29 protein-coding genes are annotated in these 25,432 nt (G+C 56.0%); 19 read left to right on the plus strand and 10 right to left on the minus strand.

What is annotated here, in order from left to right; translation table 11 throughout:
- Nucleotides 1-60 precede the first annotated feature (60 nt).
- The 11 genes from CHB79_RS06000 (at nucleotide 61) to msrA (ending at nucleotide 7,514) form a co-directional block, all read left to right on the plus strand.
- Nucleotides 61-342, plus strand: a complete 282-nt coding sequence (locus tag CHB79_RS06000; protein ID WP_010490334.1) for a peptidylprolyl isomerase — start codon at nucleotides 61-63, stop codon at nucleotides 340-342.
- 225 nt (nucleotides 343-567) lie between these two features.
- On the plus strand, nucleotides 568-1,884 hold the full coding sequence (locus CHB79_RS06005; protein WP_089359246.1) for an MFS transporter: 1,317 nt from the start codon (nucleotides 568-570) through the stop codon (nucleotides 1,882-1,884).
- 168 nt (nucleotides 1,885-2,052) lie between these two features.
- Complete coding sequence (locus tag CHB79_RS06010; RefSeq protein ID WP_089359247.1) at nucleotides 2,053-2,754, plus strand: YebC/PmpR family DNA-binding transcriptional regulator; 702 nt, start codon at nucleotides 2,053-2,055, stop codon at nucleotides 2,752-2,754.
- A 197-nt stretch (nucleotides 2,755-2,951) separates the two neighbouring features.
- Entirely contained in the window at nucleotides 2,952-3,587 is a 636-nt protein-coding gene (locus CHB79_RS06015; RefSeq protein WP_245851376.1) for a hypothetical protein, read from the plus strand.
- 29 nt (nucleotides 3,588-3,616) lie between these two features.
- Nucleotides 3,617-4,039 carry an NUDIX hydrolase gene (locus CHB79_RS06020; RefSeq protein ID WP_089359248.1) on the plus strand — a complete coding sequence of 141 codons (423 nt, stop codon included), beginning with the start codon at nucleotides 3,617-3,619 and terminating at the stop codon, nucleotides 4,037-4,039.
- 111 nt (nucleotides 4,040-4,150) lie between these two features.
- Nucleotides 4,151-4,408 (plus strand): hypothetical protein, encoded by a 258-nt coding sequence (locus tag CHB79_RS06025; RefSeq protein ID WP_089359249.1) that lies wholly within the window; start codon nucleotides 4,151-4,153, stop codon nucleotides 4,406-4,408.
- A gap of 132 nt (nucleotides 4,409-4,540) precedes the next feature.
- Nucleotides 4,541-5,065, plus strand: coding sequence for an ankyrin repeat domain-containing protein (locus CHB79_RS06030; protein WP_089359250.1), 525 nt, complete (start codon nucleotides 4,541-4,543; stop codon nucleotides 5,063-5,065).
- 123 nt (nucleotides 5,066-5,188) lie between these two features.
- Nucleotides 5,189-5,524: a DUF2025 family protein gene (locus CHB79_RS06035; RefSeq protein WP_089359251.1), complete on the plus strand. Its 336-nt coding sequence runs from the start codon at nucleotides 5,189-5,191 to the stop codon at nucleotides 5,522-5,524.
- A 312-nt stretch (nucleotides 5,525-5,836) separates the two neighbouring features.
- Complete coding sequence (locus CHB79_RS06040) at nucleotides 5,837-6,259, plus strand: GNAT family N-acetyltransferase (RefSeq protein ID WP_089359252.1); 423 nt, start codon at nucleotides 5,837-5,839, stop codon at nucleotides 6,257-6,259.
- A 53-nt stretch (nucleotides 6,260-6,312) separates the two neighbouring features.
- Nucleotides 6,313-6,837 carry a peptide-methionine (R)-S-oxide reductase MsrB gene (gene msrB / locus CHB79_RS06045; RefSeq protein ID WP_176443144.1) on the plus strand — a complete coding sequence of 175 codons (525 nt, stop codon included), beginning with the start codon at nucleotides 6,313-6,315 and terminating at the stop codon, nucleotides 6,835-6,837.
- 2 nt (nucleotides 6,838-6,839) lie between these two features.
- Nucleotides 6,840-7,514: a peptide-methionine (S)-S-oxide reductase MsrA gene (msrA, locus tag CHB79_RS06050; RefSeq protein WP_089359254.1), complete on the plus strand. Its 675-nt coding sequence runs from the start codon at nucleotides 6,840-6,842 to the stop codon at nucleotides 7,512-7,514.
- 76 nt (nucleotides 7,515-7,590) lie between these two features.
- On the opposite strand, the gene CHB79_RS06055 is transcribed toward msrA, so the two are convergent.
- Together CHB79_RS06055 and CHB79_RS06060 are read right to left on the minus strand one after the other, a co-directional pair.
- Complete coding sequence (locus CHB79_RS06055; protein WP_089359255.1) at nucleotides 7,591-7,935, minus strand: hypothetical protein; 345 nt, start codon at nucleotides 7,933-7,935, stop codon at nucleotides 7,591-7,593.
- 84 nt (nucleotides 7,936-8,019) lie between these two features.
- Nucleotides 8,020-8,862, minus strand: coding sequence for a CvfB family protein (locus CHB79_RS06060; RefSeq protein WP_010490317.1), 843 nt, complete (start codon nucleotides 8,860-8,862; stop codon nucleotides 8,020-8,022).
- 319 nt (nucleotides 8,863-9,181) lie between these two features.
- On the opposite strand from CHB79_RS06060, the gene CHB79_RS06065 reads away from it, so the two are divergent.
- Both CHB79_RS06065 and CHB79_RS06070 read left to right on the plus strand, forming a co-directional pair.
- Nucleotides 9,182-9,370 carry a hypothetical protein gene (locus CHB79_RS06065; RefSeq protein ID WP_176443145.1) on the plus strand — a complete coding sequence of 63 codons (189 nt, stop codon included), beginning with the start codon at nucleotides 9,182-9,184 and terminating at the stop codon, nucleotides 9,368-9,370.
- 393 nt (nucleotides 9,371-9,763) lie between these two features.
- Nucleotides 9,764-12,028, plus strand: coding sequence for an LTA synthase family protein (locus CHB79_RS06070; RefSeq protein ID WP_089359256.1), 2,265 nt, complete (start codon nucleotides 9,764-9,766; stop codon nucleotides 12,026-12,028).
- Nucleotides 12,029-12,129: 101 nt separating this feature from the next.
- On the opposite strand, the gene CHB79_RS06075 is transcribed toward CHB79_RS06070, so the two are convergent.
- Nucleotides 12,130-13,479 (minus strand): DEAD/DEAH box helicase, encoded by a 1,350-nt coding sequence (locus tag CHB79_RS06075; protein ID WP_010490315.1) that lies wholly within the window; start codon nucleotides 13,477-13,479, stop codon nucleotides 12,130-12,132.
- A gap of 172 nt (nucleotides 13,480-13,651) precedes the next feature.
- Here CHB79_RS06075 and CHB79_RS06080 point away from each other — a divergent pair, with 172 nt between their 5' ends.
- Nucleotides 13,652-14,068: an anti-virulence regulator CigR family protein gene (locus tag CHB79_RS06080; RefSeq protein ID WP_089359257.1), complete on the plus strand. Its 417-nt coding sequence runs from the start codon at nucleotides 13,652-13,654 to the stop codon at nucleotides 14,066-14,068.
- Here the strand turns inward: CHB79_RS06080 and CHB79_RS06085 are convergent.
- From CHB79_RS06085 to CHB79_RS06105, 5 genes are all read right to left on the minus strand, one after another.
- Complete coding sequence (locus tag CHB79_RS06085) at nucleotides 14,038-14,736, minus strand: cupin domain-containing protein (protein ID WP_089359258.1); 699 nt, start codon at nucleotides 14,734-14,736, stop codon at nucleotides 14,038-14,040. The two genes, CHB79_RS06080 and CHB79_RS06085, sit on opposite strands and share 31 nt — an antisense overlap.
- A gap of 30 nt (nucleotides 14,737-14,766) precedes the next feature.
- Nucleotides 14,767-15,669 (minus strand): EamA family transporter RarD, encoded by a 903-nt coding sequence (gene rarD / locus CHB79_RS06090; RefSeq protein ID WP_010490309.1) that lies wholly within the window; start codon nucleotides 15,667-15,669, stop codon nucleotides 14,767-14,769.
- A gap of 2 nt (nucleotides 15,670-15,671) precedes the next feature.
- The gene (locus CHB79_RS06095; RefSeq protein ID WP_089359259.1) at nucleotides 15,672-16,562 is read right to left on the minus strand and encodes a carboxylate/amino acid/amine transporter; all 891 of its coding nucleotides are present in this window, start codon (nucleotides 16,560-16,562) and stop codon (nucleotides 15,672-15,674) included.
- 136 nt (nucleotides 16,563-16,698) lie between these two features.
- The gene (locus CHB79_RS06100; RefSeq protein WP_010490305.1) at nucleotides 16,699-17,298 is read right to left on the minus strand and encodes an FMN-dependent NADH-azoreductase; all 600 of its coding nucleotides are present in this window, start codon (nucleotides 17,296-17,298) and stop codon (nucleotides 16,699-16,701) included.
- A 157-nt stretch (nucleotides 17,299-17,455) separates the two neighbouring features.
- Complete coding sequence (locus CHB79_RS06105; RefSeq protein ID WP_010490304.1) at nucleotides 17,456-17,770, minus strand: hypothetical protein; 315 nt, start codon at nucleotides 17,768-17,770, stop codon at nucleotides 17,456-17,458.
- A gap of 151 nt (nucleotides 17,771-17,921) precedes the next feature.
- Here CHB79_RS06105 and CHB79_RS06110 point away from each other — a divergent pair, with 151 nt between their 5' ends.
- From CHB79_RS06110 to CHB79_RS06130, 5 genes are all read left to right on the plus strand, one after another.
- Nucleotides 17,922-18,848 (plus strand): LysR family transcriptional regulator, encoded by a 927-nt coding sequence (locus CHB79_RS06110; RefSeq protein ID WP_089359260.1) that lies wholly within the window; start codon nucleotides 17,922-17,924, stop codon nucleotides 18,846-18,848.
- A gap of 12 nt (nucleotides 18,849-18,860) precedes the next feature.
- Entirely contained in the window at nucleotides 18,861-19,664 is an 804-nt protein-coding gene (locus tag CHB79_RS06115) for an alpha/beta fold hydrolase (RefSeq protein WP_089359261.1), read from the plus strand.
- 12 nt (nucleotides 19,665-19,676) lie between these two features.
- Nucleotides 19,677-20,231 (plus strand): peptidylprolyl isomerase, encoded by a 555-nt coding sequence (locus CHB79_RS06120; protein WP_089359262.1) that lies wholly within the window; start codon nucleotides 19,677-19,679, stop codon nucleotides 20,229-20,231.
- Nucleotides 20,232-20,343: 112 nt separating this feature from the next.
- On the plus strand, nucleotides 20,344-22,182 hold the full coding sequence (locus CHB79_RS06125) for an ABC transporter ATP-binding protein (protein ID WP_089359263.1): 1,839 nt from the start codon (nucleotides 20,344-20,346) through the stop codon (nucleotides 22,180-22,182).
- A 230-nt stretch (nucleotides 22,183-22,412) separates the two neighbouring features.
- A complete protein-coding gene (locus CHB79_RS06130; protein ID WP_010490294.1) occupies nucleotides 22,413-22,679 on the plus strand; it encodes a DUF2790 domain-containing protein in 267 nt (88 codons plus the stop codon).
- 63 nt (nucleotides 22,680-22,742) lie between these two features.
- On the opposite strand, the gene CHB79_RS06135 is transcribed toward CHB79_RS06130, so the two are convergent.
- The gene (locus CHB79_RS06135; protein WP_089359264.1) at nucleotides 22,743-23,879 is read right to left on the minus strand and encodes a GNAT family N-acetyltransferase; all 1,137 of its coding nucleotides are present in this window, start codon (nucleotides 23,877-23,879) and stop codon (nucleotides 22,743-22,745) included.
- 135 nt (nucleotides 23,880-24,014) lie between these two features.
- On the minus strand, nucleotides 24,015-25,328 hold the full coding sequence (locus CHB79_RS06140; RefSeq protein WP_089359265.1) for an OprO/OprP family phosphate-selective porin: 1,314 nt from the start codon (nucleotides 25,326-25,328) through the stop codon (nucleotides 24,015-24,017).
- Between the last annotated feature and the right edge of the window lie 104 nt (nucleotides 25,329-25,432).

Here is a 25,432-nt window from a genome sequence, read left to right on the forward strand (position 1 = left end):
GATGCAATCACCGCCTAATTACGGTAGGCTCAACAGATTATCTGAGAGGAGTACACCCCCATGGCTCGAGCCACTGCCCGCCACATCCTGGTTTCCAGCGAAGCCAAGTGCAACGAACTGAAAGCCGCCATCGAAGCTGGCGCTGACTTTGCGCAGGTTGCCAAAGACAACTCCAGCTGCCCATCAAGCCGCGACGGCGGCAACCTGGGTACTTTCGGCCCAGGCCAGATGGTCAAGGAATTCGACACAGTAGTGTTCAGCGCCCCGGTGAATGTTGTCCAGGGCCCAGTGAAAACCCAATTCGGTTATCACCTGCTCGAAGTTACTGACCGCCAAGACTGATACCCTGCTACGCGCCGTTCTCGAACGGCGCGTTTGCTTCAACTTCCCGCTCTCTCTCCCTCGCCACCCCCCCTCGTTCTCGCGAAGCCCCCAGCAGAACCTGATCTAAAAACAAACCACGATCCTTTTTTGCTCAACAGTTGCTTTATGGCTGAGTAGGCCCAGGACGCGCTTGCGTGGCATCATTGCCGACATTTTCGATAGCGCCCATGACTCAGGATCAAGATGCCCGGCAAGAACCTAACGGATGATATCTACAGCAAGCTTGTAGATGAGGAAGACGCCCGCGTCTGTACCGAACTGAGCGACAGCGCCTGTCACCAAGTGCCCGGCAATTTCTTGTTGATGATCCTGAGTCACTTCTTCAGCAAACTGGGCGATGCCCTGGCCAACCCGAAAATCGTCCTGCCCTGGGTGATGGAGACGGTTCACGCACCACTCTACCTCATCGGTTTTCTGGTCCCCATACGCGAGTCGGGCTCATTGATCCCGCAACTATTCGTCGCCAGTTATATCCGCGCCATGAAGATCAGGAAGTGGGTCTGGGTATTCGGCAGCATGGTCCAAGCCTTGGCGATTGCCGGCATTGGCCTGGTTGCCTGGACCCTGGATGGGGCCACGGCGGGCTGGGCAATCATCGCCTTGGTGAGCCTGTTCAGTATTGCCCGTGGCCTCAGCTCGGTCGCGTCCAAGGACGTCATCGGTAAAACCGTGCCCAAGAGTCGCCGCGGCCAGGTCAACGGCTGGTCGGCCAGCGCTGCGGGGTTGGTCACTGTCGGTCTGGCGTTGGTATTGCTGTTCAGCAGCCAGGCCCAACCGGAACCTATCGCCTATGCCTTGCTCCTGGCCGGCGCTGGCTGCTTGTGGGTGATTGCCGCGCTGGTCTATGCACAGATCAGCGAAGATCCTGGCGAGACGGACGGCGGCGGCAACGCATTTATTGAAGCCATCAAGCGCCTGGATATATTGCGCACCGATAAAGCCTTCCGCCACTTCGTGATCACCCGCGCCCTGTTGCTTTGCTCGGCGTTGACGGCACCGTATTACGTAGTCCTTGCACAAAAGAACCTGGACTCCAATGCATCACTGCTTGCCCTCTTCCTGCTGGCCAGCGGCGCCGCCAGCCTGGTGTCCGCGCCCGTGTGGGGACGCTTTGCCGATGTGTCCAGCCGCAAAGTCATGATCCTCGCCGCGCTCATGACAGCCGCACAGGGTATTATCCTGTTTATCCTCGACCACTTCGAACACGCCTGGCTGGGGTTTAGCGGGTTAATCCCCGCACTTTACTTTTGCCTGAGCATTGCCCATCAAGGGGTACGCATTGGTCGCAAGACCTATGTGGTTGATTTGGCACAAGGCAATCGCCGCACCGATTATGTGGCGGTCAGCAACACGCTGATCGGGGTTATCTTGCTGTTGATGGGGTTTATTGGCGCACTGAGCATGGTCGTAGGCGTCAGCGCCGTTATCCTGCTGCTTTCATTGCTTGGTGCGGCGGGCGCAGGCCTGGCGGTGGCTTTGCCAGAAACTGAAACACCCTAGCTAGAGGCCTTCGAGCTGGAAATCCGACCGTGCGCCCATTTGGTGGGTGCCAGCCTCGCTCGGAACGATTAAAATAACCGACTCACTTTCTGATGCCCAAACCCCGCGCCTTCATAGCGGCTGCGTTTGGGTGAACATTTTGCAGTACTGACACAAGAGAACCTCCCAATGGGTGCACAGTGGAAAGCCAAACCTAAAGAAGCCGCAGCCAACGCACGCGGCAAGATTTTTGGTCGCCTGGTCAAGGAGATCATGATCGCGGCCCGCAATGGCGCCGACCCGGACATGAACCCCAAGCTGCGCCTTGCCGTGCACCAGGCGAAAAAAGCCTCCATGCCCAAAGACACCCTGGAGCGCGCAATCAAAAAAGGCGCTGGCCTGCTGGGTGAGACAGTCAACTTTGAACGCACCACCTACGAAGGCTTCGCGCCTCATCAAGTACCAGTGATCGTCGAATGCCTGACCGACAACATCAACCGCACTGTTGCTGAAGTCCGGGTACTGTTCCGCAAGGGCCAGATGGGGGCTTCCGGGTCCGTGTCCTGGGATTTTGACCACGTTGGCTTGATCGAGGCATCACCTGAAGGTGAAGCGGATGCCGAGTTGGCCGCTATCGAAGCTGGCGCCCAGGATTTTGCCGAGGCCGATGAAGGCAACACCCTGTTCATCACCGAAATCACCGACCTGGATGCGGTCTCCCGCGCGCTCCCGGAGCACGGTTTCACCGTGAACTCGGCACACATTGGCTACCGTCCGAAGAACCCGGTGACCACCCTGAGCGCCGAGCAACTTGAAGAAGTTGAAGCCTTCCTCGAAGCGATTGACGCCCATGATGACGTACAAAACGTCTACGTTGGCCTGGCAGGTTAAATCCAGCCCGCAACCCGGCACGAACTCGCTGGGCTTGTCAGCATTCAAAGCCTTGCCCAGCTTGAAGTTATGCCCAAAGTGGCACGGTACTGCAGGTCAAGATCATCGCCAGGGCACCTTTGAAACAGTGGATAATCAAAGGTGCTCCAATTGAACCGGGATGCCGTTCCCAATCGGGATATCCCCAGGAGTTTGCTTTGCACAGATTTTTGATCCTCGCGGTCAGCGCCTTGCTTACCGCATGCGCCAGCACTGCCCCAAGCGAGGTAAGCTCGAAGTCGGCCTACGAACATTCGGTTGCATCGGGCTCCAGCCCAATGGCGAAAACCACCCTGGAAGCGCTGCATAATGCCGAGGCGATCCCCCTTCCGGTAAACCCGGGCGTCGCCGTGCCGTCATGGACCATCACCGCCGACCAGCCGCGCCTGGACTTTGGCAGCTCAATTTCAAACTACCGGGTGTTTTCACTGGCCCTGAAAAAGGGCGAGCACTTCAACCTCAACGTTAATTCTCGCTGCAACAACTCGTGCCTGGGGGTGAGTAAGTTCGCTATCAAGCCGCGCGCCATGCTGCTAGACAGCTACGGCGTGATAATAGCCAGCAAGCCTTCCCATGCATCGGCCAGCCTTGGCCAGATGAGCATGGGATGGGAGGGCGAAGCACCCGAAAGTGGCACTTATTACCTGCTGGTAGCAGCGGATAACGAAGATATCGGCAAAACCATAGTGATTGACGACGTGTGGTTGAATAACTCGCCTCTGATGTCCGTCAAGGTCGGCATGAATAGCCAATCACTCGACGAAACTAGCGCGTTCTCCAACACGCTGCGCTAACCCACATGTCTCATAACCAATATCAGCACATGCCAAACGAACTTCCGGTCCTGAACATCGCTGCTATTTGCTTATTCGATTTGAATGGGCGCTTGCTTCTGGTGCGCAAGCGCGACACTCAAGCCTTTATGCTCCCGGGTGGTAAATGCGAGCCAGGAGAAAGCTCGCTTAACGCGCTACAGCGTGAACTGCTGGAAGAACTAGAGCTGCGCCTCGATGTGAGCAGCATCAGTTTGCTCGGCCACTTTTCAGCGCCAGCCGCCAACGAGGTCAACACCCGCATTGCCGCAACGGTATACCGTGCCGCCCTGCCGCATAGGGTTTATCCAGCGGCTGAGCTTGAGCAGATCGAATGGCTAGAGGCGCAAAAGCCATGGCCTGATAACCTCGCCCCGCTCCTTTCTGAGCATGTTTTGCAAGCACTTGGCGGCATCTGGACTGCGGATCTCTAAATCAGCCTTACAAAACTTCAATAGCCACTATTAGAACGATCGATTTCTACCGTCAGGCGCCCCTGAATAATCTATACGCATCCCCAAATGCCCAGATCAACAGGTGCCCAGATGAAACGCTCAATCGCTCTTTTGCTTACTGTCTTAACTGTGGTTCTCAGTGGCTGTGCCGCACAACCTGAATCCAGGGAACCCGCCTACACCGACGCCGAAGTCAAACAGTTCGCACTTGAGGTTCTGAGCCGCAGTAGCCTGTCGATGGAAGATTACGAGAAAATCCGCAAGGCCCTGCTCAACCCGAACCACAGCATGTCCAACTCGATCAGGGATGTTAAAACGGCTGCAGAATTTAGCCCCGATAAAGGCTAGGCAACCGCGCCATGGCATCCGGCTGGATAAATCACCTTGATCAATAAAGCCAATCGGTACATTTGCCCGAACCCCGTTATGCTGTAGACAGACGAAATGCAACGACCCAAGATTTTTATCAAGGAGGGTTAAATGACCGAACAACAGAGCAATGCCGGCGAACAACTCGACGACGAAACCCTGGCATTTGCTGAGCGGGTTTTCGATCATGCGCGCTGTGGCGATACCGATACCCTGAAGGCAATGATCGAACAGGGTCTACCCGTAAACCTGCGCAACCACAAAGGCGACAGCCTGTTGATGCTGGCGAGCTATCACGGGCACATCGAAACCTCGAAAATGCTCCTGGCGGCCAAGGCCGACCCAGACCTGCGCAACCAGAACGGACAGACACCGCTGGCAGGTGCAGCCTTCAAGGGCAACCTCGAAATCATCAAAATGCTTCTTGAGCATGGCGCAGATGTCGAGGGCACGACTCCTGACGGCAAGACTTCACTGATGATGGCTGCAATGTTCAACAACGTTGCCGCCATTGACCTGTTGCTCAGCCATGGCGCCAACCCTAAAAGCTGTGACAACAACGGTGTGACACCGCTGACCGCCGCAAAGCTCATGGGCGGCCCCGAAGCAGTAGCGCGCCTGGAGCAAGAACTGTAACAACCTGGCTGCAATTCCAGCCGCTTGTTGAGCTTATTGCACAGGGTATTGATCCTGAGCAATAAGCTCACCGCCAAGCTCATTAGCCTGTGATCACCCTTCATTTATCACAGGCCAAGCACCATGAGTATCACATCCGCCGACATCTGTAGCGCTGCCGATCAACTACAGGGCCTTGTGGGCTTTAATCAAAAAACCGACCAGTACATCGTGCGCTTCAGCGAAGACTCGTTTGGCCTGGATATTCTCCAGGAGTCGATACAGCCAACCAGCGAGTTCGTCTGGAGCCCGCATTGCGACAACCACATGCGTTTAGACCGCACGCGCATACAGCTGCTGCTAGACCAACATATCGATGAACGGCTGAATATCACTGCGCCTATCCAGCTGTATATGCAACGCAATGACCTGGCTGAGATAGTTGCCGAACGCCGCGTCAGCAGCATCGGCGAGCAATGATGTATTTCAATAGAAGCATTTCTGGCTAATCGGCGTAGACTGGATCCTACCGAGGCTTGCCGGAGAATGTCCCAAAGGCTCCACGCTCACTCACTTTTCACCCACTGAGGTAAAGATCATGAGCAAAGGTATGGATTCAAAAAAGAACAGCAAGAAGAAGCCCCTGAAAACCGCTCAGGAAAAACGCATGGCCAAGAAATCCAAGCATGAGGGCCAAACCCTGCTTGGCAGCCACGCCGCACGCAACTGAGACAATCGCCCAGCGCTAGGCCAAGTGCCCGCGCTGGGCCAAACCGAACCAGCCCGAACCCAATGCCTGCAACCCGTGTTCGCCTTCTACCTGAACCCTTGAAACCCTTGGCCAACAAGTTTTACGGCGCCCATCGCTCGAAAATGAAGGCCACCCATGAAGATCAGGTCTGGGTTGTCGAGCACACACAAATCATTGCCGCATTGTGCCTGCGGCCTGTTGCCAGCGGACACTGGTTGACCAGCTTGTTCGTGGCCCCCGAACACCGCCTGCAAGGTCATGCACGAGAACTTATAAAGGCCGTTACAAGCAGCTGCAATTCAACAGTCTGGCTGTTTTGCCATCCATCTTTGTCTGAGTTTTACCAGGCGTCGGGTTTTAGCCCCGAGGTACAGCTCCCCGAACAACTCAGCCAGCGCTTAACGCGCTACCAACGCAGCAAGTCATTGATCGCCCTGGCCGCCCAAACCAGTCAAGCACTGTAACAAGCGCATATTTTTAACCTCTATATTGCTCATGGCAGAGGATGAAAATACTCATGAAACGCCGTTCTTTTCTGCACGGTCTGGCCCTATTACCGGCGGCACCGCTGCTGGGTTCATTGATACAACCCGCTGTGGCTCAAACAACAGCAACGCAACCGGTCATCACACCGCTGAACAAGCCCCGCGAGGCGTGGCGAAAACTGCTTGCCCAAGACGCCTACGCCGTGCTGTTCGAGGAAAACACCGAGCGCCCCGACAGCAGCCCCCTCAATCACGAAGAGCGGGATGGCACCTTTATCTGCGCGGCCTGTTACTTGCCGCTGTTTCAAAGCGAAAACAAGTTTGACAGCGGCACAGGCTGGCCGAGCTTTACCCAGCCCATTGCAGGTCATATCGGCACGAAGCGTGACTTCAAGCTGCTCTGGCCACGCACTGAATATCACTGCATCCGCTGTGGCGGGCACCAGGGCCACCTGTTTAATGACGGCCCTGCTCCGCGTGGGGAACGCTGGTGTAACAATGGCCTGGCCCTGCAGTTTATTGCCAAGGGCGAAGACTTACCGGCCCTAAGGAGCTAATGATGACAACTGAAACTATTAAACGCCTTGGTTTGGCCGGTGCGACGCTGCTACTGGGCTTGCTGCTCGGCGCCTGCGGTCCAACCTCGTCAACCCCTGCGGCAGCACAAGCCACAGGCACCGCGCAGAGCATAGAGCTCAAACCCGGCGAGCAAGGGGTTGCAGTCTTCGCGGGGGGATGCTTCTGGTGCACCGAGTCGGACTTCGACAAAGTACCAGGCGTTTTGTCGACCACCTCCGGATATATTGGCGGCACTGTCAAAAACCCCACCTACGAGCAGGTCTCATCGGGTAAAACCGGACACCTGGAGGCGGTACTGGTCAGTTATGACCCGAACAAGACCAGTTATGCAAAGTTACTCGAAGCTTACTGGCCAACTATCGATCCCTTGACCGCCAATGCACAGTTTTGCGACCACGGCAGCCAATATCGCAGCGCAATTTTCTACAGCGACGATGCGGAAGAAGCGGCAGCGCAGGCCTCCAAGACCGCCTTGCAGAACTCTGGCAGGCTCAAAGGCAAGATTGTCACCGAGATATTGCCGGGTACAACCTTTTATCCTGCCGAGGAGTACCATCAGGACTACTACCTGAAAAACCCGCTGCGCTATAAGTACTATCGCACCGCCTGCGGTCGTGACTCACGACTCGAAGACATCTGGGGCAGCAAAGGCTAGGCGCTGTCTCCAACATACAAAAACACCAGTCGAACAGGCATTCGACTGGTGTTTTTTTAAAGCTCGCAGTAAGGGATTAGCGGCTATCTTGGCGCTCATAGGTTGAACTGCCAGGCCTGCGTTCAACCTCGTAGCCACCGGGACACACAATGCTTTGCCGGATGCCGCCGCGGGTTTCGAATGATTGGCTGGCACTGCTATTGCGCTGGTGGACAGAGCCATAATCGCTCGGCACCTGATAGCCGCCATAGCCATTGTATTGCTGCGAGCTGCGCGACTGACCAATACTTCCCGTTGCCCCGGGGCTTATATAGGTCTTGGGGATGACCCGGATTGTCTGTTGCCCGGCCTGATCGGCATGGGCCGTGCCGAGGACACCGAGCAACAGCCCGGCGCCCAGCAAAATGTTCAGTTTGATCATCGGTTTAGGCCTCTAGGTCGTGTAGCCGTATTTCATCAGACAACACCAGCCTGCAGAGGCTCCCTTACGGCGATCACCGGTACCCTACTTGGCGATCAACTCGATACGATCGTCGTGAATGGTGATCAGCCCTTGCTTGTACAAGCCACCAATGGCTTTCTTGAAGTTGCCCTTGCTGACACGAAACAAGGCGGAAATGGCCTCGGGAGAGCTTTTGTCGCTAAGCGGCAACACACCATCGTTGTCACGCAACTTGCTCAACACCTGCTCGCTCAAGCTGCCAACAGCCTCCTGACCGATTGGCTGCAAGCTCAGGCTGATTTTGCCGTCACTGCGCATTTCCTTGATGAACCCTTTGTCCCGCATGCCACTACGAACAAACTTGAACAGCTCGTTCTTGTGCAGCAAGCCCCAGTGCTTGCCATTGATAATGGCTTTGAAACCCATGTCAGTGGCATCGGCAATCAGCAGGTCGACTTCCTGGCCTGTCTTGTATGTCGCGGGAAGGTTATCGAGATAGCGATCCAGGCGTGCCGTGGCGGTAATACGCTTGCTGCGCTTGTCCAGGAACACATGGACAACACAGTAATCACCAACCTGCAGCGGACGCTTCTCCTCGGAGTGTGGCAGCAGCAGATCCTTAGGCAGACCCCAGTCGAGAAACAAGCCAACATGATTGATATCAATCACTTTCAAGCTGGCAAACTCGCCCACCTGAACTTTCGGCTTTTCAGTGGTTGCGATGAGTTTGTCTTCACTGTCCAGATAGACAAATACATTGAGCCAGTCTTCCACCTCGCTCGGGGTATCACTGGGAATATAACGCTTGGGCAATAAAATCTCGCCATCAGCCCCGCCGTCCAGATACAGGCCAAAGTCCGTGTGTTTCACGACCTGTAAGGAATTCATTCGTCCAATTAACGCCATGGTGCACTACCCTCTCTGCAATGCCAGCATTCTAACCGAGTTGCAGCCAGTATTCTCGCTGGGGATTGCGGATCGCCTGCAAAGCACCAGCCCCTTGCCAGCGACGACCCGACCAGTGGCAAGATCGCCTTTTTCGGAAACTTGAGTATTAATATTAATTTCAATAAAAACAGTTATTTGTGTGCAAAAAACAACTGATCCAAATTTAAATAAAATCGCTGATTAATTTCTGGCATATAAATTCTCGAGGGTAATAACCGAATAATTGTCAAGTCATTCATGTATACTGGTCGACCGAGTTAATTTTGAGTAAAGGTTAATGGCCGTCATGCGCGTAAAAGCATCCAACACCAAATCCAAACCAGCTCCGGCTGTTGAAACCAGCGCATCGATTGACGCGCAGGTTGCAGCTTTCCTGAAATCGGGTGGTGAAATCCAGCAGATCGCCAAAGGCGTTAGCGGTCAGGTTTACGGCGCAACCAAGCAGATCACCATCGGCAAGAAGTAACACGAGCCACCAAGCTCCATCCTCACAGGGCAATGTACCGGCAGCCGCCAAGCAGCGCAGTGCTGCCAGGTTTGAACCTGCTGCTCTCTTGCCCTTTGGGTTCCGCTGACGACATCCCCTGAAACATTCCCGTCTCGCAGTCAGCCGCGAAGTCAGCGCTATTTTTCATATCAGCACTGGCGGTTAGCACACAGTTGTTTCAAAATTACGACAGGCCGCTTCAGCGGTTGATTCGGCGATGCCGTTGACTATGAATGGCATTGGCCCAGGAGTAATAGTGCGTTTTCTCAACCGCTGGCTCAGCACGATCCCCGGCGCACGGCACGGGCGGCTATCCAAAGCCTCCGAGCAAAGGTCAGGTGCGACCAAAATCGACCAGCAAGCGCAGTGTACATGAGCACTCCGAGCCGTTTGCTAAGCTGGCGTCACCCGACACAGTCACCGTTCGCACAGTGCCTGGCGCTCTGCGCCTTATTTATATTTATTCCACTTGCCAGCCGTTACTTGCTCGGCTGGTCGCACGCCTATGGCTATCTTTCAGATATTGCCATCGGTGGTCTGCTGGTCATATTGCTTTACCAGCGCCCACTGATTATCGCGCTGCCTGTGATGATTTTCTGGAGCGTTCTGACCCTGGCCAACGTCGAGTTGCTGACGGCGGTTGGGCGCATGCCAGAGGCGTCCGACCTGCATTACCTCACCGATGCACAGTTTGTCAGTCGCTCCACCCATGGGGCGGGCCTGAGCCACCCTGCACTGGGCCTTGCCTTGTTGGCCAATATCGGCTTGTACCTGCTGTTGTCATTGCGTCAGCGAGCAGCGGTACGCCGGCCAATCGGCAATGCGTGGCTGTTGCTACCACTGGCATTGCTCGCTGTCCATGCGCTGCTGCAATACCGCATGCCGAGCGAAAGCGATCAGTGGTTTCAATTCAACCTGCCACACAAGCTCGCGGCTGAAGGCTTTAGCAATGGCGAGCAAGACCTGCAAAGCTGGCTGGACAATCAACCGCCAGGCGCGCCAGTGAATATTGCCGGCCTGCAACAGCTGGACCTCGATGGCACATCCTTGCTTGAGCAGGCGGGTCGGGCACGCAATGTGTTGATCATCACCCTCGAAGGCATACCCGGGGCATACCTGGCCCCAAGCCGTGATGCACTGCAGAGTCCGTACAATGGCAATACCATGGTGCGCCTGAGCCGCTGGGCAGAACAGGGCATGCTCACCGCCGATTATGTGTTGCACAGCCATCAGACCATACGTGGTCTGTACTCAATGCTCTGTGGCGACTTTGCCAAGCTCGACTCAGGCACTCCCAAAGGTGTCGAGTTGCTTAACAACCCAAGCCGTAGCGAACAGTGCCTGCCTGCACAGATGCGTAAATACGGCTTTAGTACCCATTACCTGCAAGGTGCAGGCCTGCGCTTTATGGCCAAGGACCAGATCATGCCGCAGATGGGGTTCGACAAAACCCTTGGTCGCGACTGGTTCACCAATACGCCCCACCTGAATTTCCCCTGGGGCATGGATGACAAAAGCTTCTTCGAAGGCAGCCTTGGCTACATAAACCAGCTGCGCCAACAGGGCCAGCCCTGGATGCTGACATTGATGACAGTCGGCACGCACCAGCCGTACTCGGCGCCAGCTGACTACTTGCAGCGCTTCCCCGACAGCAAGTTGGCGGCGGTGGCGTACCTGGACGACGCTGTCGGTGATTTCCTCGATGCACTCAAGCAACAGGGCGTGCTGGAGGATACCTTGGTCATAGTCACCTCTGACGAGTCCCACGGCATCGAAAACCTGGCGCTCGCCTCAGCCTGGGGCTTCAACCTGATTCTGGCTCCCGAACAACAGCAGTTGCCCCATCTCAAGCAAGGCGTGTACGGCCACGTTGACCTCAGCGCCTCGGTACTGGATTACTTTGCCCTGCCAGTACCAGGCAATATCAGCGGTCGCTCACTGCTGCGTGACTACAACCGTGGCCGCCAGATAATTTCCTACACCAACGGCTTGCTGCGCCAGCACGATGGCCAGGGCACCTTTACCGAGTGCGACTTCCAGCATGTATGCAGGCGCTACGCCAGCAAAGGCTTTATCAACGACAAATCGCACTACCTCGGGCGCTTTACCGGCAAACCTGCGCGCCTGCTCAGTCAACAGGCTGAATTGCTCAACCAATCTTTACGTCAGGCGGATACCAGCCAGCATTATCAGTTCGCCAATCACCAACCCATTGATCTCAAGCCCCAGAGAACGGACGACTGGGCTGACAACCTGGTTGGCGCGCAGTACCTGGAGTTGCCCCAGGGCACCCGAACCACGGTGACCATGAAGATTCGCGCGGTAAACCTTGATGCTGCCGGCGCCACCTTGCAACTGAAGACCAAGGAATACGACCGCGATGTGGCAATCACCATCCCTGCGTTGCCCAAGCTCACCGCAGACCAGCCGGTCAGCTTGACCTTTAGCTTCGATAACCTGGATGCGCGCAAAGCCTTTTCCTTCCATCTGCTCGGCCAAGGTAACGGGGCTATTGTGCTAGACGAGTTCAGGGTCACGACCGAGCCCCGCACTGACAGCCTGGTTGCCACCAAGGACGAAACACAAGCAAGGCTTGAAACAGCCACCGAAACGCCAGTCGAGAAAGTGCACAACTAAGGTTGCGCTTGACCCAGGCCCACCGCGACAGCCAATAAAAAGCCGCCAACGAGATGATTCGTTGGCGGCTTTTGTACTTTGCCGCGAAGCGAGCCGTGACCTTAGTCAGCCGCTGGCGTACGGCGCTTCAACGGTGCCAGGCCATCCTGGCTGACCAACTGCGGCCCATCGCTTTTTGGCTTGTTGATGGTGTTGCGCTTGGCTTTGACTGGCGTTTTGGCAGCGGCCTTTTTAGCCACCTTCTTGCCCGTTTTCGGATCAATCTTCTTCTTTTTGGTGCCTGCGGCCTTACCGGATGCCTTGAGATTCTTCGGCCCCTGGTAGATGCCTTTGACGTCCTTGATATTGCGACGCTCGAAACGCTGCTTCAAGTAGCGCTCGATGCTCGACATCAGGTTCCAGTCGTTGTGGCAGATCAACGAGATGGCCAGGCCCTCGCCGCCCGCACGCCCTGTCCGGCCAATACGGTGGACATACTCGTCGCCCGAGCGAGGCATATCAAAGTTGATCACCAGGTCCAGGCCATCGACATCCAGGCCGCGTGCGGCGACATCGGTGGCAACCAGAACCTTCACCGCGCCCTGACGCAGACGATCGATGGCCAGCTTGCGATCTTTCTGGTCCTTCTCGCCATGCAGCACGAAGGCTTTGACGTCCTTGGCAACCAACTTGCCATACAGCCGATCTGCCTGGACGCGGGTATTGGTGAAGATAATCGCTTTCTGGTAGGTCTCGTTAGCCAGCAGCCACTCGACCAAACGCTCTTTATGGTAGTTGTGGTCAGCGGTGATGATCTGCTGGCGAGTCCCTTCATTGAGGTCGCTGACGCTATTGAGCTGCAAGTGCACGGGTTCCTTGAGCACCTTGTTGACCATTTCTCGCAGACCAGAGCCGCCACTTGTGGCAGAGAACAACAGCGTCTGGTGCGGGCCGCTGCAGGCTTCGGCCAGGCGCTGAACGTCTTCGGCAAAGCCCATGTCAAGCATGCGGTCGGCCTCGTCAAGCACCAGTACTTCAACTTCATCAAGCAGCAGGTTGCCCGCATTGGCGTGTTCAATCAGCCGGCCCGGCGTACCGATCAAGATATCGACACGGCGCAGCATGGCGGCCTGGACCTTGAAGTCTTCCCCACCGGTAATCAAACCCGATTTAATGAAGGTGAACTGCGAAAAGCGCTCCACCTCTTTCAGGGTTTGCTGTGCCAGCTCACGCGTCGGCAGCAAGATCACCGCACGAATGCTCAAGCGAGGCTTTGGGTCGCCCATCAAACGGTTAAGCATTGGCAGCACAAATGCAGCCGTCTTGCCGCTGCCGGTTTGCGCGGTTACCCGCAGGTCATGCCCTTGCAGCGCGGCTGGAATGGCCGCCACCTGCACCGGTGTAGGCTCAACAAAGTTAAGCTCAGCCACAGCTTTTAGCAGGCGTTCATGCAGGGCGAATTGGGAAAACACGGGGTAACCTCGACAAAAAATCTGGAATCAGTTGTATAGCGTAACGTTTTCCGGCGCTGGGGCCGAATGCTTTGTGCAAAAGCGCACAGGGATTTGTCATCAGCCATTGAACATCGTGATTATTTAGCGCTCAAATGACCTAGGAATACCCCATGGAATTATGGAGAACACCATGAAGCTCGCCTCCCGCTCATTGGTCGGTTGCACGGCCTTGGCTATTATACTCGCAAGCCAGGCCAGCATAGCTGCGCCCAAACATGACAAGGGCAATCCGCACCAAAATGACCATGACTCCGATGTGCGGATAGACCTCAACGGACCAACGGTCGATATTGGCCGGGTGCGCGTTGTGCTGGGTGACAACCGCAACCTGATCGGCAATGTCAGCTCCCTGCCGCCAGGCATCCAAAAGAACCTGGCTCGCGGCAAGCCACTGCCACCGGGTATCGCGAAGAAATTCGACAACCGTCTTATCGGCAAACTGCCGCACTACGATGGCTACGAGTGGAAACAGGCAGGCACTGATGTAGTACTGGTCGCAATAGCAACCGGGATCGTTTACGAAGTGCTCAGGAACGTGCTGGACTGAGCCACCGCGTCGGTTGCCTGGAGGTGACCGACCTTTACATAGATGAGACAACCCTCGGTTGAACAGGGCTTGTGCTGCGAGCCATGTGGATTACGCAGCCAGGTGCCCGCCGGATAATCACCAAACTCATCCTGAAACACCCCTTCCAACACAAGGATCTCTTCACCGCCGAAGTGCCGGTGCGCCTTGAACTCAGTGCCTGGCGCCCAGCGAACCAGCGCAGTATGTACGCTGCCAAAACTATCCAGGGGCAATACGCTCAAGCCCTCGACCAGCCCTGCCTGCCAATGACTATCGCGGGTGTTGATGCGCAGCGTCGCCTGGTCATCCGGCTCTTGATAACAGAGTTTCACAAACAGCAGGCAGCCCGAGGCACTTGAAGGCGCATGTTGGCTACCGGGCGGATTTTTCAGCCAGTAACCTGCGGGATATTCGCCCTGCTCATCAGCGAACACGCCCTCAAGCACCAGGATTTCCTCGCCACCGGGATGCAAGTGGCTACGAAAACTAGAACCTGGCGCATAGCGCACCACCGAGGTTGCGCGCCCGCTTTCTGCGGCAAAGCGCTCCAATGGTCGCCGCTCCACACCCGGTAGCGGCGACGGCAGCCACTCAAGCGCCGAAGTGTCGATCACCACCCGGACCGACAGGTCATCATGAACCCGCATACTATTGCCTCTGAATAAGTAAACAGCCGTCTAGGCCCGGCTGCCAGCGCGCCACTGTTTAGTCAGCAAGCGTGCGCTATCCCAGGCCACAAGCACGACTGCCAGCCATATCGGCAGATAGGTAAACAGCTGGGCACTGTCAAAATGTTCGCCCAGGAACACCAGCGACACCGTAAACAGTAATACCGGCTCGACGTAACTCAAAATCCCGAACAACCCCAGCGGCAATAATCGACTCGATGCAATCATCGCCGCAAAAGCCAAGGCGCCGAGCATGCCCAACCCCGGCAGTAGCCACCACAACTGCGGCGCCGTGCTGAATGGCGCAACCGGACCCAAGGCGATTATCAGGTAGATGGCAAGCGGCGACAGCACCAGCATTTCCAGCAAAAAGCCGGACAAGGCATCCATTTTCATCCAGCGGCGCAGCATAAAGTAAGGCGGGTAGCCCAATACCGTCACCAGCGTCACCCACGAAAACGCTTGCGTACGCCACAGTTCATGCACCACTCCAAGCAGGGCGCAGAACACAGCCACCTTGAGCAATGGCCTTAGACGCTCGCCATAGAACATGCGTCCGACCAGGACCATCGCCAGCGGCAAGAGGAAATACCCCAGCGAGACATCAAGCAGGTGCCCGGCCAGTGGAGCCCAGACAAACAGCCCCCATTGCACGCCAATCAGCGCTGCAGCCAGGGGCAGTGCCGCCAGTAACCTTGGTTCATTACGCAGGCGAACCAGCGCAGCCAGCAACAGGCGCCACTGCCGTGTGACGACGAACAGCAACACAATTGCAGGCAACGACCAAAGCACCCGTTGAGCAAAGACCTGCACTCCGTCCAGCGGTGCCAGCAACTGGACATAGCCAGGAATGATGGAAAACAGTATGGAGGCAAAAACTGAAAGCCCGACGCCTTTCCCCGACAGATTCATTGTTATGCCTTGGTTGATACCGCACCTGATTTCTGCCCACCCGGGGGCAAACGTGCAAAATGGCTGATCACCAGCGACAAGCCGATCACCGATGCCCCCAAGCCCAGCCGCAACCAGTCAGCCTGATGATTCCAAAGCAGCAGGTTGACCAGTAAACCTGCGGGCACCAGCAGATTATTCATCACTGCCAATGTTGCCCCATCGACCTGGCTGGCGCCTTTGTTCCACCAGTAAAGCCCAAGTCCAGAAGCCATCACACCCAACCAGAGCAAAACGCCCCACTGAGTGACGGTGGCAGGCATGCGGGCGGCGTTACCGAATACCAGGTAGGCCGGCAAGGCCACAATCAAGGCACCGAGATAGAAGTAGCCGAAGCGTTGGAACGGCGCAATTGTCGAGGGGTAACGCGGCAACAAGTGCTTGTAGAACACCTGGCCGGCGGCAAATGTTGCATTGGCCACCTGCAACAACATAAAGCCCCAGAAGAAATCATGACTGATCTGGTCATAACGAATCACGCCGGCACCGATCACCGCGACGGCTGCGGCCACCAGTGCCCAAGGGTTGAATCGCCGATTCAGCGCATCCTCGATCAAGGTCACGTGGAGTGGCGTCAAAATGGTGAACAGCAGCACCTCGGGTACGCTCAGGACGCTAAAGCTCAGGTACAGGCAAACGTAGGTGATGCCAAACTGCAGCGCACCGATGACCAGCATCGACAGCTTGAAACCACTGGCAACACCGCGCCAGCGGGTAAACGGCAGGAACACCAGGCCGGCAATGACGATTCGCGTCAGCACCGCAAAGTAGCTATCAACCTGACCGGCCAGGTATTCGCCGATGAGACTGAATGAAAACGCCCACAGTAGGGTTACAACGAGCAGATAGCGCATGATCACCTCAAAATCAGGCTCAGACCTTAGCCTGTCATGGGCCAATCAACAATCAGCAAAACGCACACAAGAAAAAGCCCGCACAACTTTAGGTTGGGCGGGCTTTGCTGTTGGCCACAGCGGTTATATCAAGCGATCAAGCCACCTCGGCCAGTTTCTCCTTGGCCTGGGCCAGGGCCTTATCCTGGAAGTCACCACCAAGGTTGAGGCCTTCGGCGTTAATAAAGCTGACATCGTGGATACCAATAAAGCCCAAGGCCTGGCGCAGATAGGGTTCCTGATGATCCATGCTGCTACCGGCGTAGATACCGCCACGAGCCGTGAGCACGAAAGCACGCTTGCCGCTAAGCAGGCCAACCGGGCCGGTATCGGTGTATTTGAAAGTCACACCGGCACGCAGTACATGATCCAGCCATGACTTCAGGGTGCTCGGAATCGCAAAGTTGTACATTGGCGCGGCAAGTACCAGCACGTCGGCGGCCAACACTTCGTCAGTCAGGGTGTTGGACAAGGCCAGTGCCGCTTGCTCCGCTTCACTTTGCTGTTCGGCAGGCGTCATCCAGCCGCCGAGCAGGTTCATATCAAGGTGGGGCACCTGGTCAACCGCCAGGTCGCGAACGCTGATCTGGTCGGTTGGGTACTTTGCTTGCCAGTGGGCAATAAATTGCTCGGTCAATTGGCGTGAGATCGAACCTTGTTTACGGGCACTGCTTTCAATTACGAGGACACGGGCCATTGAATTTGCTCCATCAAGTGGTTGTTTAGCGTCGATGAGCAAAGATTATGGCCAACCTATCCGATTAAAAAGCGCAAAAATTAGCCTATAAACATCAACAAAGTTGATTTATAGCGATTTCCACTCTAGGATCTGAAGCGGATCACAAGCCAGGCTTCTAGCTCGGCTTACATTCCACATCCATGCGCAACTTGATAATTTTGCGTGAGAAACGCACGGATAAATTGATGTCATCACCCGGTTTAAGCAGGGCTTTACGTGTGCGCGGCGCCTCTGGCCCATTGCGGAATACCACCTTGCATTCGGCAGCAGCCTGGCCATAGTTGTAGAGTCCCACCGCCCCCAGAGTGTCGTCAATATCCATGGGGGTTACTGTAATTTCGGCACCGTTGAGGTGTTTTTCAGTCTCTAGCGGGTAGGCAAAGGCATAAATTGGTAACAACGCGAACAACGCGCAACACAGCTTATTCATGCAACATATCTCCAGCAGGGACTCTTCAATGGAGTCTCGATTGTGTATCCAGCTTAACGCGCAAACAGCTTGAGGGTGCGACCTGCACACTGCAACAAGAAAAATAACCCGGTATTCAAGAGCCGAACGGTACAGATAGACAGGATCCGACATGAAAGCCCCTCGCGTAACCCTAGACCAGTGGCGAACCTTGCAAGCCGTTGTCGACAACGGCGGCTTCGCCCAGGCGGCAGAAATCCTGCACCGCTCTCAATCCTCGGTTAGCTATACCGTTGCGCGCATGCAGGAACAACTCGGCGTTCCGTTGCTGCGCATCGATGGACGCAAGGCTGTATTGACCGATGCTGGCGACGTACTGCTGCGCCGCTCGCGCCAACTGGTCAACCAGGCCAGCCAACTCGAACACCTGGCCCATCACATGGAGCAAGGCTGGGAAGCCGAAGTACGCCTGGTTGTCGATGCGGCCTACCCTAACACCAAGCTGGTCCGTGCCTTGACGGCCTTTATGCCGCAAAGCCGGGGCTGCCGGGTGCGCCTGCGCGAAGAGGTGTTGTCGGGCACCGAAGATGTCTTGCGCGAAGGCACTGCCGATGTCGCCATCAGCGGTTTGAACATCCCCGGTTTTCTCGGCAGCGAGCTGAGCAGTGTCGAGTTTATTGCCGTTGCCCACCCCGATCACCCGTTGCACAAGTTGCAGCGCCAACTGAGCTTTCTCGACTTGCAGACCCATATGCAGGTGGTCATTCGTGACTCGGGGCGCCTGCAGCCCCGCGATGTAGGTTGGCTCGGCGCGGAGCATCGCTGGACAGTTGCGAGCCTCGCCACGGCAGCCTCTTTTGTCAGCAACGGCCTGGGCTTTGCCTGGCTGCCCAGGCACATCATCGAGCGCGAACTGAAGGATGGCCAGCTCTTGCCATTGCCGCTGGACCAGGGCGGCACCCGCAACCCGAGCTTCTATCTGTATACCGACAAGGAAAAGCCCCTGGGGCCAGCCACCCAGATTCTTATTGAACTGATCAAAGGCTTCGATGCGGCACCACTCAATACCAGTTTCGCGGCGCCCCAGCCAACCAATTGACAGGAGTCGGGCATGGCTTATTTCGATAATGACGGCTGCCAACTGCACTACGAAGTATACGGCCACGGCAAACCACTGGTTTTGGTCCATGGCTTGGGCTCGAGCACGCGCGACTGGGAATACCAGATTCCCGCATTATCAGCGCATTACAGGGTTATAGCCCTGGATGTCCGGGGCCACGGTCGTTCGGATAAACCCCATGAGCGCTATGACATGGCCACCTTTGCCGACGACGTGGCAGCGCTTATCGAACACTGCCAGCTGGGCCCGGTTCATTTGGTCGGTATCTCCATGGGCGGCATGATCGGTTTCCAGCTAGCCGTGGATCGTCCAGACCTGCTGCTCAGCCTGACCATCATCAACAGCGGCCCGGAAGTCAGAGCCAAGTCAGTCGGCGACTACCTGCAGATAGCCAAGCGCTGGACCTTGTCGCGTCTGCTCAGCCTTGAAACCATTGGCAAGGGACTGGGCAAGCTACTGTTTCCAAAGCCTGAACAAGCCGAGCTGCGTGCCAAAATAGAACAGCGCTGGCCGCAAAACGATAAACACGCGTACTTGGCCAGCCTCGATGCAATCATTGGCTGGAGCGTGCGCGAACGAATTTCATGCATCACCTGTCCTACGCTGGTCATCAGTGGCGACCGAGACTACACCTCGATTGCACAAAAACAGGCGTATACGGACCAATTGAGTAACGCCCGTCTCGTGGTGATCGAAGACTCTCGACACGCAACTCCCATGGACCAACCACAAGCTTTCAACAACTGCCTGCTTGAGTTTCTAAACGAAATCGAAACGGCCGTCACTCCCACATAGGATCTCCTGATAATGCTCAAGAAAATCATTCTCGCAGCCTGCACTCTAGTCTTTGCTTCCTCGCTGTGGGCAGCCACCAACCCCAAGGTTTTGATCAGCACAACCCTGGGCGATATTGAAGTCGAACTGAATGCCGAAAAAGCGCCTATCAGTGTCAAAAACTTCCTTGGCTACGTGGACAGCGGCTTTTACAAAGGCACGCAGTTTCACCGGGTCATTCCAGGTTTCATGATCCAAGGCGGCGGTTTTGATGCCGACATGAAGCAAAAGCAGACAGGCGCGCCGATCCGCAATGAAGCCGATAATGGCTTGCACAACGTTCGCGGAACCCTGTCGATGGCCCGAACCCAAGTACGCGACTCAGCCACCAGCCAGTTCTTTATCAACCACAAGGACAATGCATTTCTCGACAACGGCAGCCGTGACTTTGGATATGCCGTATTTGGCAAGGTCATCAAAGGCATGAACGTGGTCGACGAAATTGCCCAGGTGCCAACCGGCAACCGTGCAGGCATGCAGAATGTACCGCGCGAGCCGGTGATGATTCTGGACATCAAGCGTCTGTAAGATAAGTGCAAGCATTGGCGGACGACAGTGCGTCGTCCGCCCAGTGCTGCGCACACAAAGCCTCGAATCAAAGCCACATAAGCGCTAAGCTGGCCGCCCAGCTTACGGCAGGATGCCACTTATGTTTCGCCGTTTTGAATCGCTGATCGACGTCTTCAAGCCAGCACCCGATCAAGCACCGCCCAAAGATGTAGCGCGTTTCTACCTGCACTATCTAAAGCAGGCCTGGCCACTGCTCTGCGCCCTGCTGGTCGTAGGCTTCTTTGCCGCGGTGATTGAAGTCGCGCTGTTCAGTTTTCTCGGCCAACTGATCGACATGGCCCAGCAAACACCCAGCAGCGAATTCTTCGCCAACTACAGCCAGCAACTGCTGTGGATGCTGGTCGTGGCCATGCTCATCCGCCCACTGGTGTTCGGCCTTCATGACCTGCTGGTCAACCAGGCCATATCGCCAAGCCTGACCAACCTCATCCGCTGGCAAAACCACCGGTATGTGCTCAAGCAGAGCCTGAACTTCTTCAATAATGATTTCGCCGGACGCATTGCCCAGCGCGTCATGCAAACAGGTCCATCGTTAAGCCAATCAGCCATACAAGTGGTTGATGCGCTTTGGCATGTGATCGTCTATGCCGGCAGCGCCATCTACCTCTTTGCCGAGGCCGATTTACGCCTGATCGCTCCACTGCTGATCTGGATCGTCGCCTATAGCCTGCTGCTCAAATATTTTGTGCCACGCATCAAGCAGCGCTCCGCAGCCGTGTCCTCCGCCCGCTCCAAGCTCATGGGACGGGTCGTCGATGGCTACAGCAATATCAGCACCCTGAAACTGTTCGCCCACACACAGGAAGAGGAAGCCTATGCCGGCAGCGCCATGCAGCATCTGCTGGACAAAGCGCGCAGCCAGACCCGAACAGTCACCGCCCTGGATTTCAGCGTAACCTGCATTAACGGCTTATTGATTGGCTCAACCGGAGCGCTGGCCCTGTGGCTCTGGAGCCAGGACCTTATCACCAGTGGCGCCATTGCTTTGTCCCTGGGGCTGGTGATCCGCATCAACAACATGGCCGAATGGATCATGTGGGTGGTCAACGGCATCTTCGAGAATATCGGCACCGTACAAGATGGTATTCGCTCGATTGTGCAACCCGTGCAGGTGGTCGACCATCCCAATGCAGCGCCGCTGGAAGTCAGTAGTGGCGCGGTGAGTTTTGAGGATATCCACTTCCACTACGGCAAGGAAAGCGGCGTTATCGGCGGCCTCAGCCTGAGCGTCAAGGCGGGCGAAAAAATTGGCCTGGTCGGCCCTTCTGGCGCGGGCAAGTCGACCTTGGTCAGCGTGCTGCTGCGCCTGTACAACCTGCAAAGCGGACGTATTCTGATCGATGGGCAAAACATCGCTGCAGTCAGCCAGGAGAGCCTGCGATCACAGATTGGGGTAGTCACCCAGGACACCGCCCTGCTGCACCGTTCGATCCGCGACAACCTGCGCTATGGCAAACCCGATGCCACTGACGCGCAATTGGACGAAGCGGTGCGCAAGGTCAGCGCCGACGGCTTTATCGGCCGACTGGATGATGGCCAGGGCGGCTTGGGTTTAGATGCCCAGGTCGGCGAACGTGGCGTCAAGCTTTCGGGGGGCCAACGACAACGTATTGCGATTGCCCGGGTTCTGCTCAAGGATGCGCCGATCCTGGTACTGGACGAAGCCACCTCGGCACTCGACTCTGAAGTTGAAGCAGCCATCCAGGAAAGCCTCGATAGCTTGATGCAAGGTAAAACCGTGATTGCCATCGCCCACCGTTTATCGACCATCGCCCGGATGGACCGCCTGGTGGTTGTTGACCAGGGCCAGATAGTCGAAACCGGCACCCACGCAGAACTGATTGCCAAGGGCGGACTCTATGCGCGCCTCTGGCAGCATCAGACCGGTGGTTTTGTCGGCGTTGAATAGTCGCCTGGCTCAAGACTTATAGATAGCTTGCTTCGTAACTTAAAATTTAATAGTCTCTGTAACAAGGTGTGACAAATAGTCGCTACGCGCTATACACCCCTTGCTTAAGCCTCCGGGCTTTGCTCGAGCTATTGAATCCGAGGCTTCTGGATCAGTGCAACCCAGACCCACTCGATGACAATTGCGAGTTTCAGTAGATGCGTGACTTCCAGTATTGAGGAAAGACCATTATGAAAATTGCGTCAGTCGTAGCAGCCTTCATCACCAGCCTTGCTCCATCTGCATTCGCCCAGGACATCGACCGCGAACCTGGCTCCGGTATTCCGGCGGTGAAGTACCAATACGGCATGGAAGTCGACATCAGCAAAGTTCTACATCGCACCGACAATTCCAAGAAGGTCGGCGTGGTGCCGGTCAATGTGGTCTACGAAGACAGCAAAGGCGAGATTCACAAGATCCAGTTCCTGGAGTGGGGCAATGGCCCACACAATGTCTAAGCCGTTTAGCTGACAATATCTCGTAGCCCACCCACGGCAGTTCCCGAGTCATTGATCGAAGGCTCAGGCACTGCCGTCAGCTTGCCGATAGGGCAGCAAGCTCCTCGCCTCCAGGGCATAGCGACTGATCCCTTCACACTCTTGCTCAAGAAACTGCGCCACGGCTGCGCGCAATCCAGGGTGACACAGGTAATGCCAGGATCGGGTGATGACCGGCTCGAAGCCGCGAATCAGCTTGTGCTCGCCCTGAGCCCCGGCATCGAAACGCTCTAGCCCGCTGGCGATCGCATATTCCATGCCCTGGTAAAAACAGGTTTCGAAGTGCAACCGATCAAACTCGGCCAGACAGCCCCAGTAGCGACCATAAAAACTGTTACCGCCCACCAGACTAAATGCCATCGCGACCGGCTGCGTGCCCTGCCTTGCAATCACCACCCGAATAGACTCGGGCATCTTTTCGGCCAGCAGGCTGAAAAACACCCGGGTCAGATAAGGCGCTCTGCCGCGCACACGATAGGTATTGGCGTAGCAGACATAGACGAAGTCCCACTCGGACTCGCTTAGCTGATGACCCTCGCGCCATTCAAATTCGATGCCCTGCCCGGCCACCTGCTCACGCTCTTTGCGTAATTGCTTGCGCTTGCGCGAACTCAATGAGTCGAGAAAATCCTGAAAGTCGCGGTACTGGCGATTATGCCAGTGAAACTGGCAGCCAAGACGCTCCAACCATCCTTCGCGCCCGCGCATCAACGCATCGGCGGCCGGGTCTGTAAAGTTGATGTGCAAACTCGACAAGCCCTGGTCATCCAGCGCCTGGGTAAGGCTATCGAGCACCTGGCCAACTAGCTGCGTATCACCCAGTAAACGCGGCCCTGTGACTGGAGAAAATGGAATACCCGCCAGCAGTTTCGGGTAGTAAGCAATGCCCGCTCGCTCACAGGCATCGGCCCAGCCATGATCAAATACATACTCGCCGAACGAATGGGTTTTCAAGTATGCCGGTAGCGCTGCTTCCAGCTTGCCATCGGCATCGAACACCAACTGATGCGCTGGCGTCCAACCGGTTCCCGGACCAACACTGCCACTAAGCTCAAGCGCACAAAGAAAGCCATGTTTGAGGAACGGACTCTCAGCTGCAGCCAATCTGTCCCAGTCGACTGGATCAATATCAGGAAGTGAAATAGCGGTTTTTGTCTGCATCTGCGCAGTCTGAACTTTAGTGCCGACGAAAAAAAGCCCCGCAAAACAAGCGAGGCTTAAAAGGAGCAACTTTCGTTTAAAACACAGCACCCCGATGGTCTTGAGTACAGCGGCCAAACCATCGGGGCGCAGGTTTTAGAATACGTACTGCAGGCGCATTACAAAGGCATCGCCATCATCATCGCCGTTGGCATTGGTAATGCCATCGGTGGTGGTCATGACGTAGTTGGCTGCAACCTTCACGGCCTCGTTGGCATACCAGTTCACACCGATGGTGTTGATGTCTGCTTCAGTATCACCCACTTCACGCGTTGGAGAGGCCACCACAACGTTGTCATCTTCAACTTTGATATGGTCGTAGCGGTAGAAAATTTCCCAGGCGCCGATTTGCTTGTTCTCAGGCTTGATGCTGTCGAACTTGGCACCGTCAAGCTTGTAGCCGCGGGATTCACCGGTCAGGGTGTAAGCCAGTTGGCCGTAGTAACCATCAGACTTCACGTCTTCGATGGTGCTGCGTGCAGACTTCATTTTACGGGTCAGGTACTCAGCCTGGGCCGAGAAAGGGCCTGTTGCCCATGCAAATTCAGCACCCCATACCGAGTCGTCATCAAAGTCGCCGGAAGCGGCCTGGAAACCACCGAAGGTCGCACGGTTGCCGTTGTCACCGGCGGAGTTGCCACCGTTTGTGGAAACACCGCGAACCGTCAGGCGTGGGCGAATACGGCCATCGACGGCGGCATCCGAAAGGTCCCGATAAGCATAGTTGACACCCATGTGCAGCACGTTGCCAGACTCAGCCATTGGTGCGAACACGCCGCGCAGGTTGAACTGCTTGACGCTGTCGCCGTCATCATCGTTGACGTCCTTGGATGAAACGCTACCCGACAAGTAGGCCATGCTGCCCATGACTGCGCTGGCCTGGGCGCCCAGGCCGTTTTCGTGACCATTTACCCAGTCGGCCACTTCATAAGCGGCGTTACGCTCGATAGCAGTGATCCACTTTGAGCTGGTGGCTTTTTCCAGACCGAAATCCGGGTCAAAGCGACCAAAGCGCAGTTTCACCGGGTCGAACCCCGTGTAGGAGATAGAGGCTTCATCGAAATAGCCATCATCGGAGTTGCCCGCGTTATGAGCAAAGTCGTAGCTGATTGCGTACTTCCAGTCTTTGTAGGCAACACCGCTTAATTCAAGGAAAGCGCGGCGGAAGTAGGCTGCGTCTGCAGTGTTGCCGTTTTTGGTGTAGAAGCCATCAAAGCGGCTGTAGTCGGCTTGCAAGCGACCACCCAGCTTGAAGCTGAATTCTTTGTCAGTGGTGGCAACCTCAAGGCCGCCTTTGGTCTTGATAACAATGTCTGAGCCATCCGTGGTCACAGTGCCTGCGAATGCTTGCGCTGAAACGGCAAGAGCCAATGTACTCGCTACGACACCCGCGAAATGCTTACGGATCATCGGAAATTCCCCTTTGGACAAATGGTCAAAAACACCCGAGCGATGGTGCTCGTTTGTGCAGGGGGAATCTTGGAGTCAACAGATGTCAGGCAAGTTGCTGATAT

This window comes from Pseudomonas segetis (genome assembly GCF_900188155.1).
In the GTDB taxonomy this organism is placed as follows: domain Bacteria; phylum Pseudomonadota; class Gammaproteobacteria; order Pseudomonadales; family Pseudomonadaceae; genus Aquipseudomonas; species Aquipseudomonas segetis.

Bases quoted from the DNA above. Each gene is read 5' to 3' on its own strand.
- CHB79_RS06115 (WP_089359261.1), top strand. From the start codon at position 18,861: ATGGCTTATTTCGATAATGACGGCTGCCAACTGCACTACGAAGTATAC.
- CHB79_RS06095 (WP_089359259.1), bottom strand. From the start codon at position 16,562: ATGCGCTATCTGCTCGTTGTAACCCTACTGTGGGCGTTTTCATTCAGT.
- CHB79_RS06135 (WP_089359264.1), bottom strand. From the start codon at position 23,879: ATGCAGACAAAAACCGCTATTTCACTTCCTGATATTGATCCAGTCGAC.
- CHB79_RS06100 (WP_010490305.1), bottom strand. From the start codon at position 17,298: ATGGCCCGTGTCCTCGTAATTGAAAGCAGTGCCCGTAAACAAGGTTCG.
- CHB79_RS06105 (WP_010490304.1), bottom strand. From the start codon at position 17,770: ATGAATAAGCTGTGTTGCGCGTTGTTCGCGTTGTTACCAATTTATGCC.
- CHB79_RS06055 (WP_089359255.1), bottom strand. From the start codon at position 7,935: ATGATCAAACTGAACATTTTGCTGGGCGCCGGGCTGTTGCTCGGTGTC.
- CHB79_RS06060 (WP_010490317.1), bottom strand. From the start codon at position 8,862: ATGGCGTTAATTGGACGAATGAATTCCTTACAGGTCGTGAAACACACG.
- CHB79_RS06130 (WP_010490294.1), top strand. From the start codon at position 22,413: ATGAAAATTGCGTCAGTCGTAGCAGCCTTCATCACCAGCCTTGCTCCA.
- CHB79_RS06000 (WP_010490334.1), top strand. From the start codon at position 61: ATGGCTCGAGCCACTGCCCGCCACATCCTGGTTTCCAGCGAAGCCAAG.
- CHB79_RS06070 (WP_089359256.1), top strand. From the start codon at position 9,764: ATGAGCACTCCGAGCCGTTTGCTAAGCTGGCGTCACCCGACACAGTCA.
- msrB (WP_176443144.1), top strand. From the start codon at position 6,313: ATGAAACGCCGTTCTTTTCTGCACGGTCTGGCCCTATTACCGGCGGCA.
- CHB79_RS06040 (WP_089359252.1), top strand. From the start codon at position 5,837: ATGCCTGCAACCCGTGTTCGCCTTCTACCTGAACCCTTGAAACCCTTG.
- CHB79_RS06010 (WP_089359247.1), top strand. From the start codon at position 2,053: ATGGGTGCACAGTGGAAAGCCAAACCTAAAGAAGCCGCAGCCAACGCA.
- CHB79_RS06085 (WP_089359258.1), bottom strand. From the start codon at position 14,736: ATGCGGGTTCATGATGACCTGTCGGTCCGGGTGGTGATCGACACTTCG.
- CHB79_RS06125 (WP_089359263.1), top strand. From the start codon at position 20,344: ATGCCACTTATGTTTCGCCGTTTTGAATCGCTGATCGACGTCTTCAAG.
- CHB79_RS06080 (WP_089359257.1), top strand. From the start codon at position 13,652: ATGAAGCTCGCCTCCCGCTCATTGGTCGGTTGCACGGCCTTGGCTATT.
- CHB79_RS06120 (WP_089359262.1), top strand. From the start codon at position 19,677: ATGCTCAAGAAAATCATTCTCGCAGCCTGCACTCTAGTCTTTGCTTCC.
- CHB79_RS06030 (WP_089359250.1), top strand. From the start codon at position 4,541: ATGACCGAACAACAGAGCAATGCCGGCGAACAACTCGACGACGAAACC.
- CHB79_RS06110 (WP_089359260.1), top strand. From the start codon at position 17,922: ATGAAAGCCCCTCGCGTAACCCTAGACCAGTGGCGAACCTTGCAAGCC.
- CHB79_RS06140 (WP_089359265.1), bottom strand. From the start codon at position 25,328: ATGATCCGTAAGCATTTCGCGGGTGTCGTAGCGAGTACATTGGCTCTT.
- CHB79_RS06065 (WP_176443145.1), top strand. From the start codon at position 9,182: ATGGCCGTCATGCGCGTAAAAGCATCCAACACCAAATCCAAACCAGCT.
- CHB79_RS06025 (WP_089359249.1), top strand. From the start codon at position 4,151: ATGAAACGCTCAATCGCTCTTTTGCTTACTGTCTTAACTGTGGTTCTC.
- CHB79_RS06035 (WP_089359251.1), top strand. From the start codon at position 5,189: ATGAGTATCACATCCGCCGACATCTGTAGCGCTGCCGATCAACTACAG.
- CHB79_RS06020 (WP_089359248.1), top strand. From the start codon at position 3,617: ATGCCAAACGAACTTCCGGTCCTGAACATCGCTGCTATTTGCTTATTC.
- CHB79_RS06005 (WP_089359246.1), top strand. From the start codon at position 568: ATGCCCGGCAAGAACCTAACGGATGATATCTACAGCAAGCTTGTAGAT.
- msrA (WP_089359254.1), top strand. From the start codon at position 6,840: ATGACAACTGAAACTATTAAACGCCTTGGTTTGGCCGGTGCGACGCTG.
- rarD (WP_010490309.1), bottom strand. From the start codon at position 15,669: ATGAATCTGTCGGGGAAAGGCGTCGGGCTTTCAGTTTTTGCCTCCATA.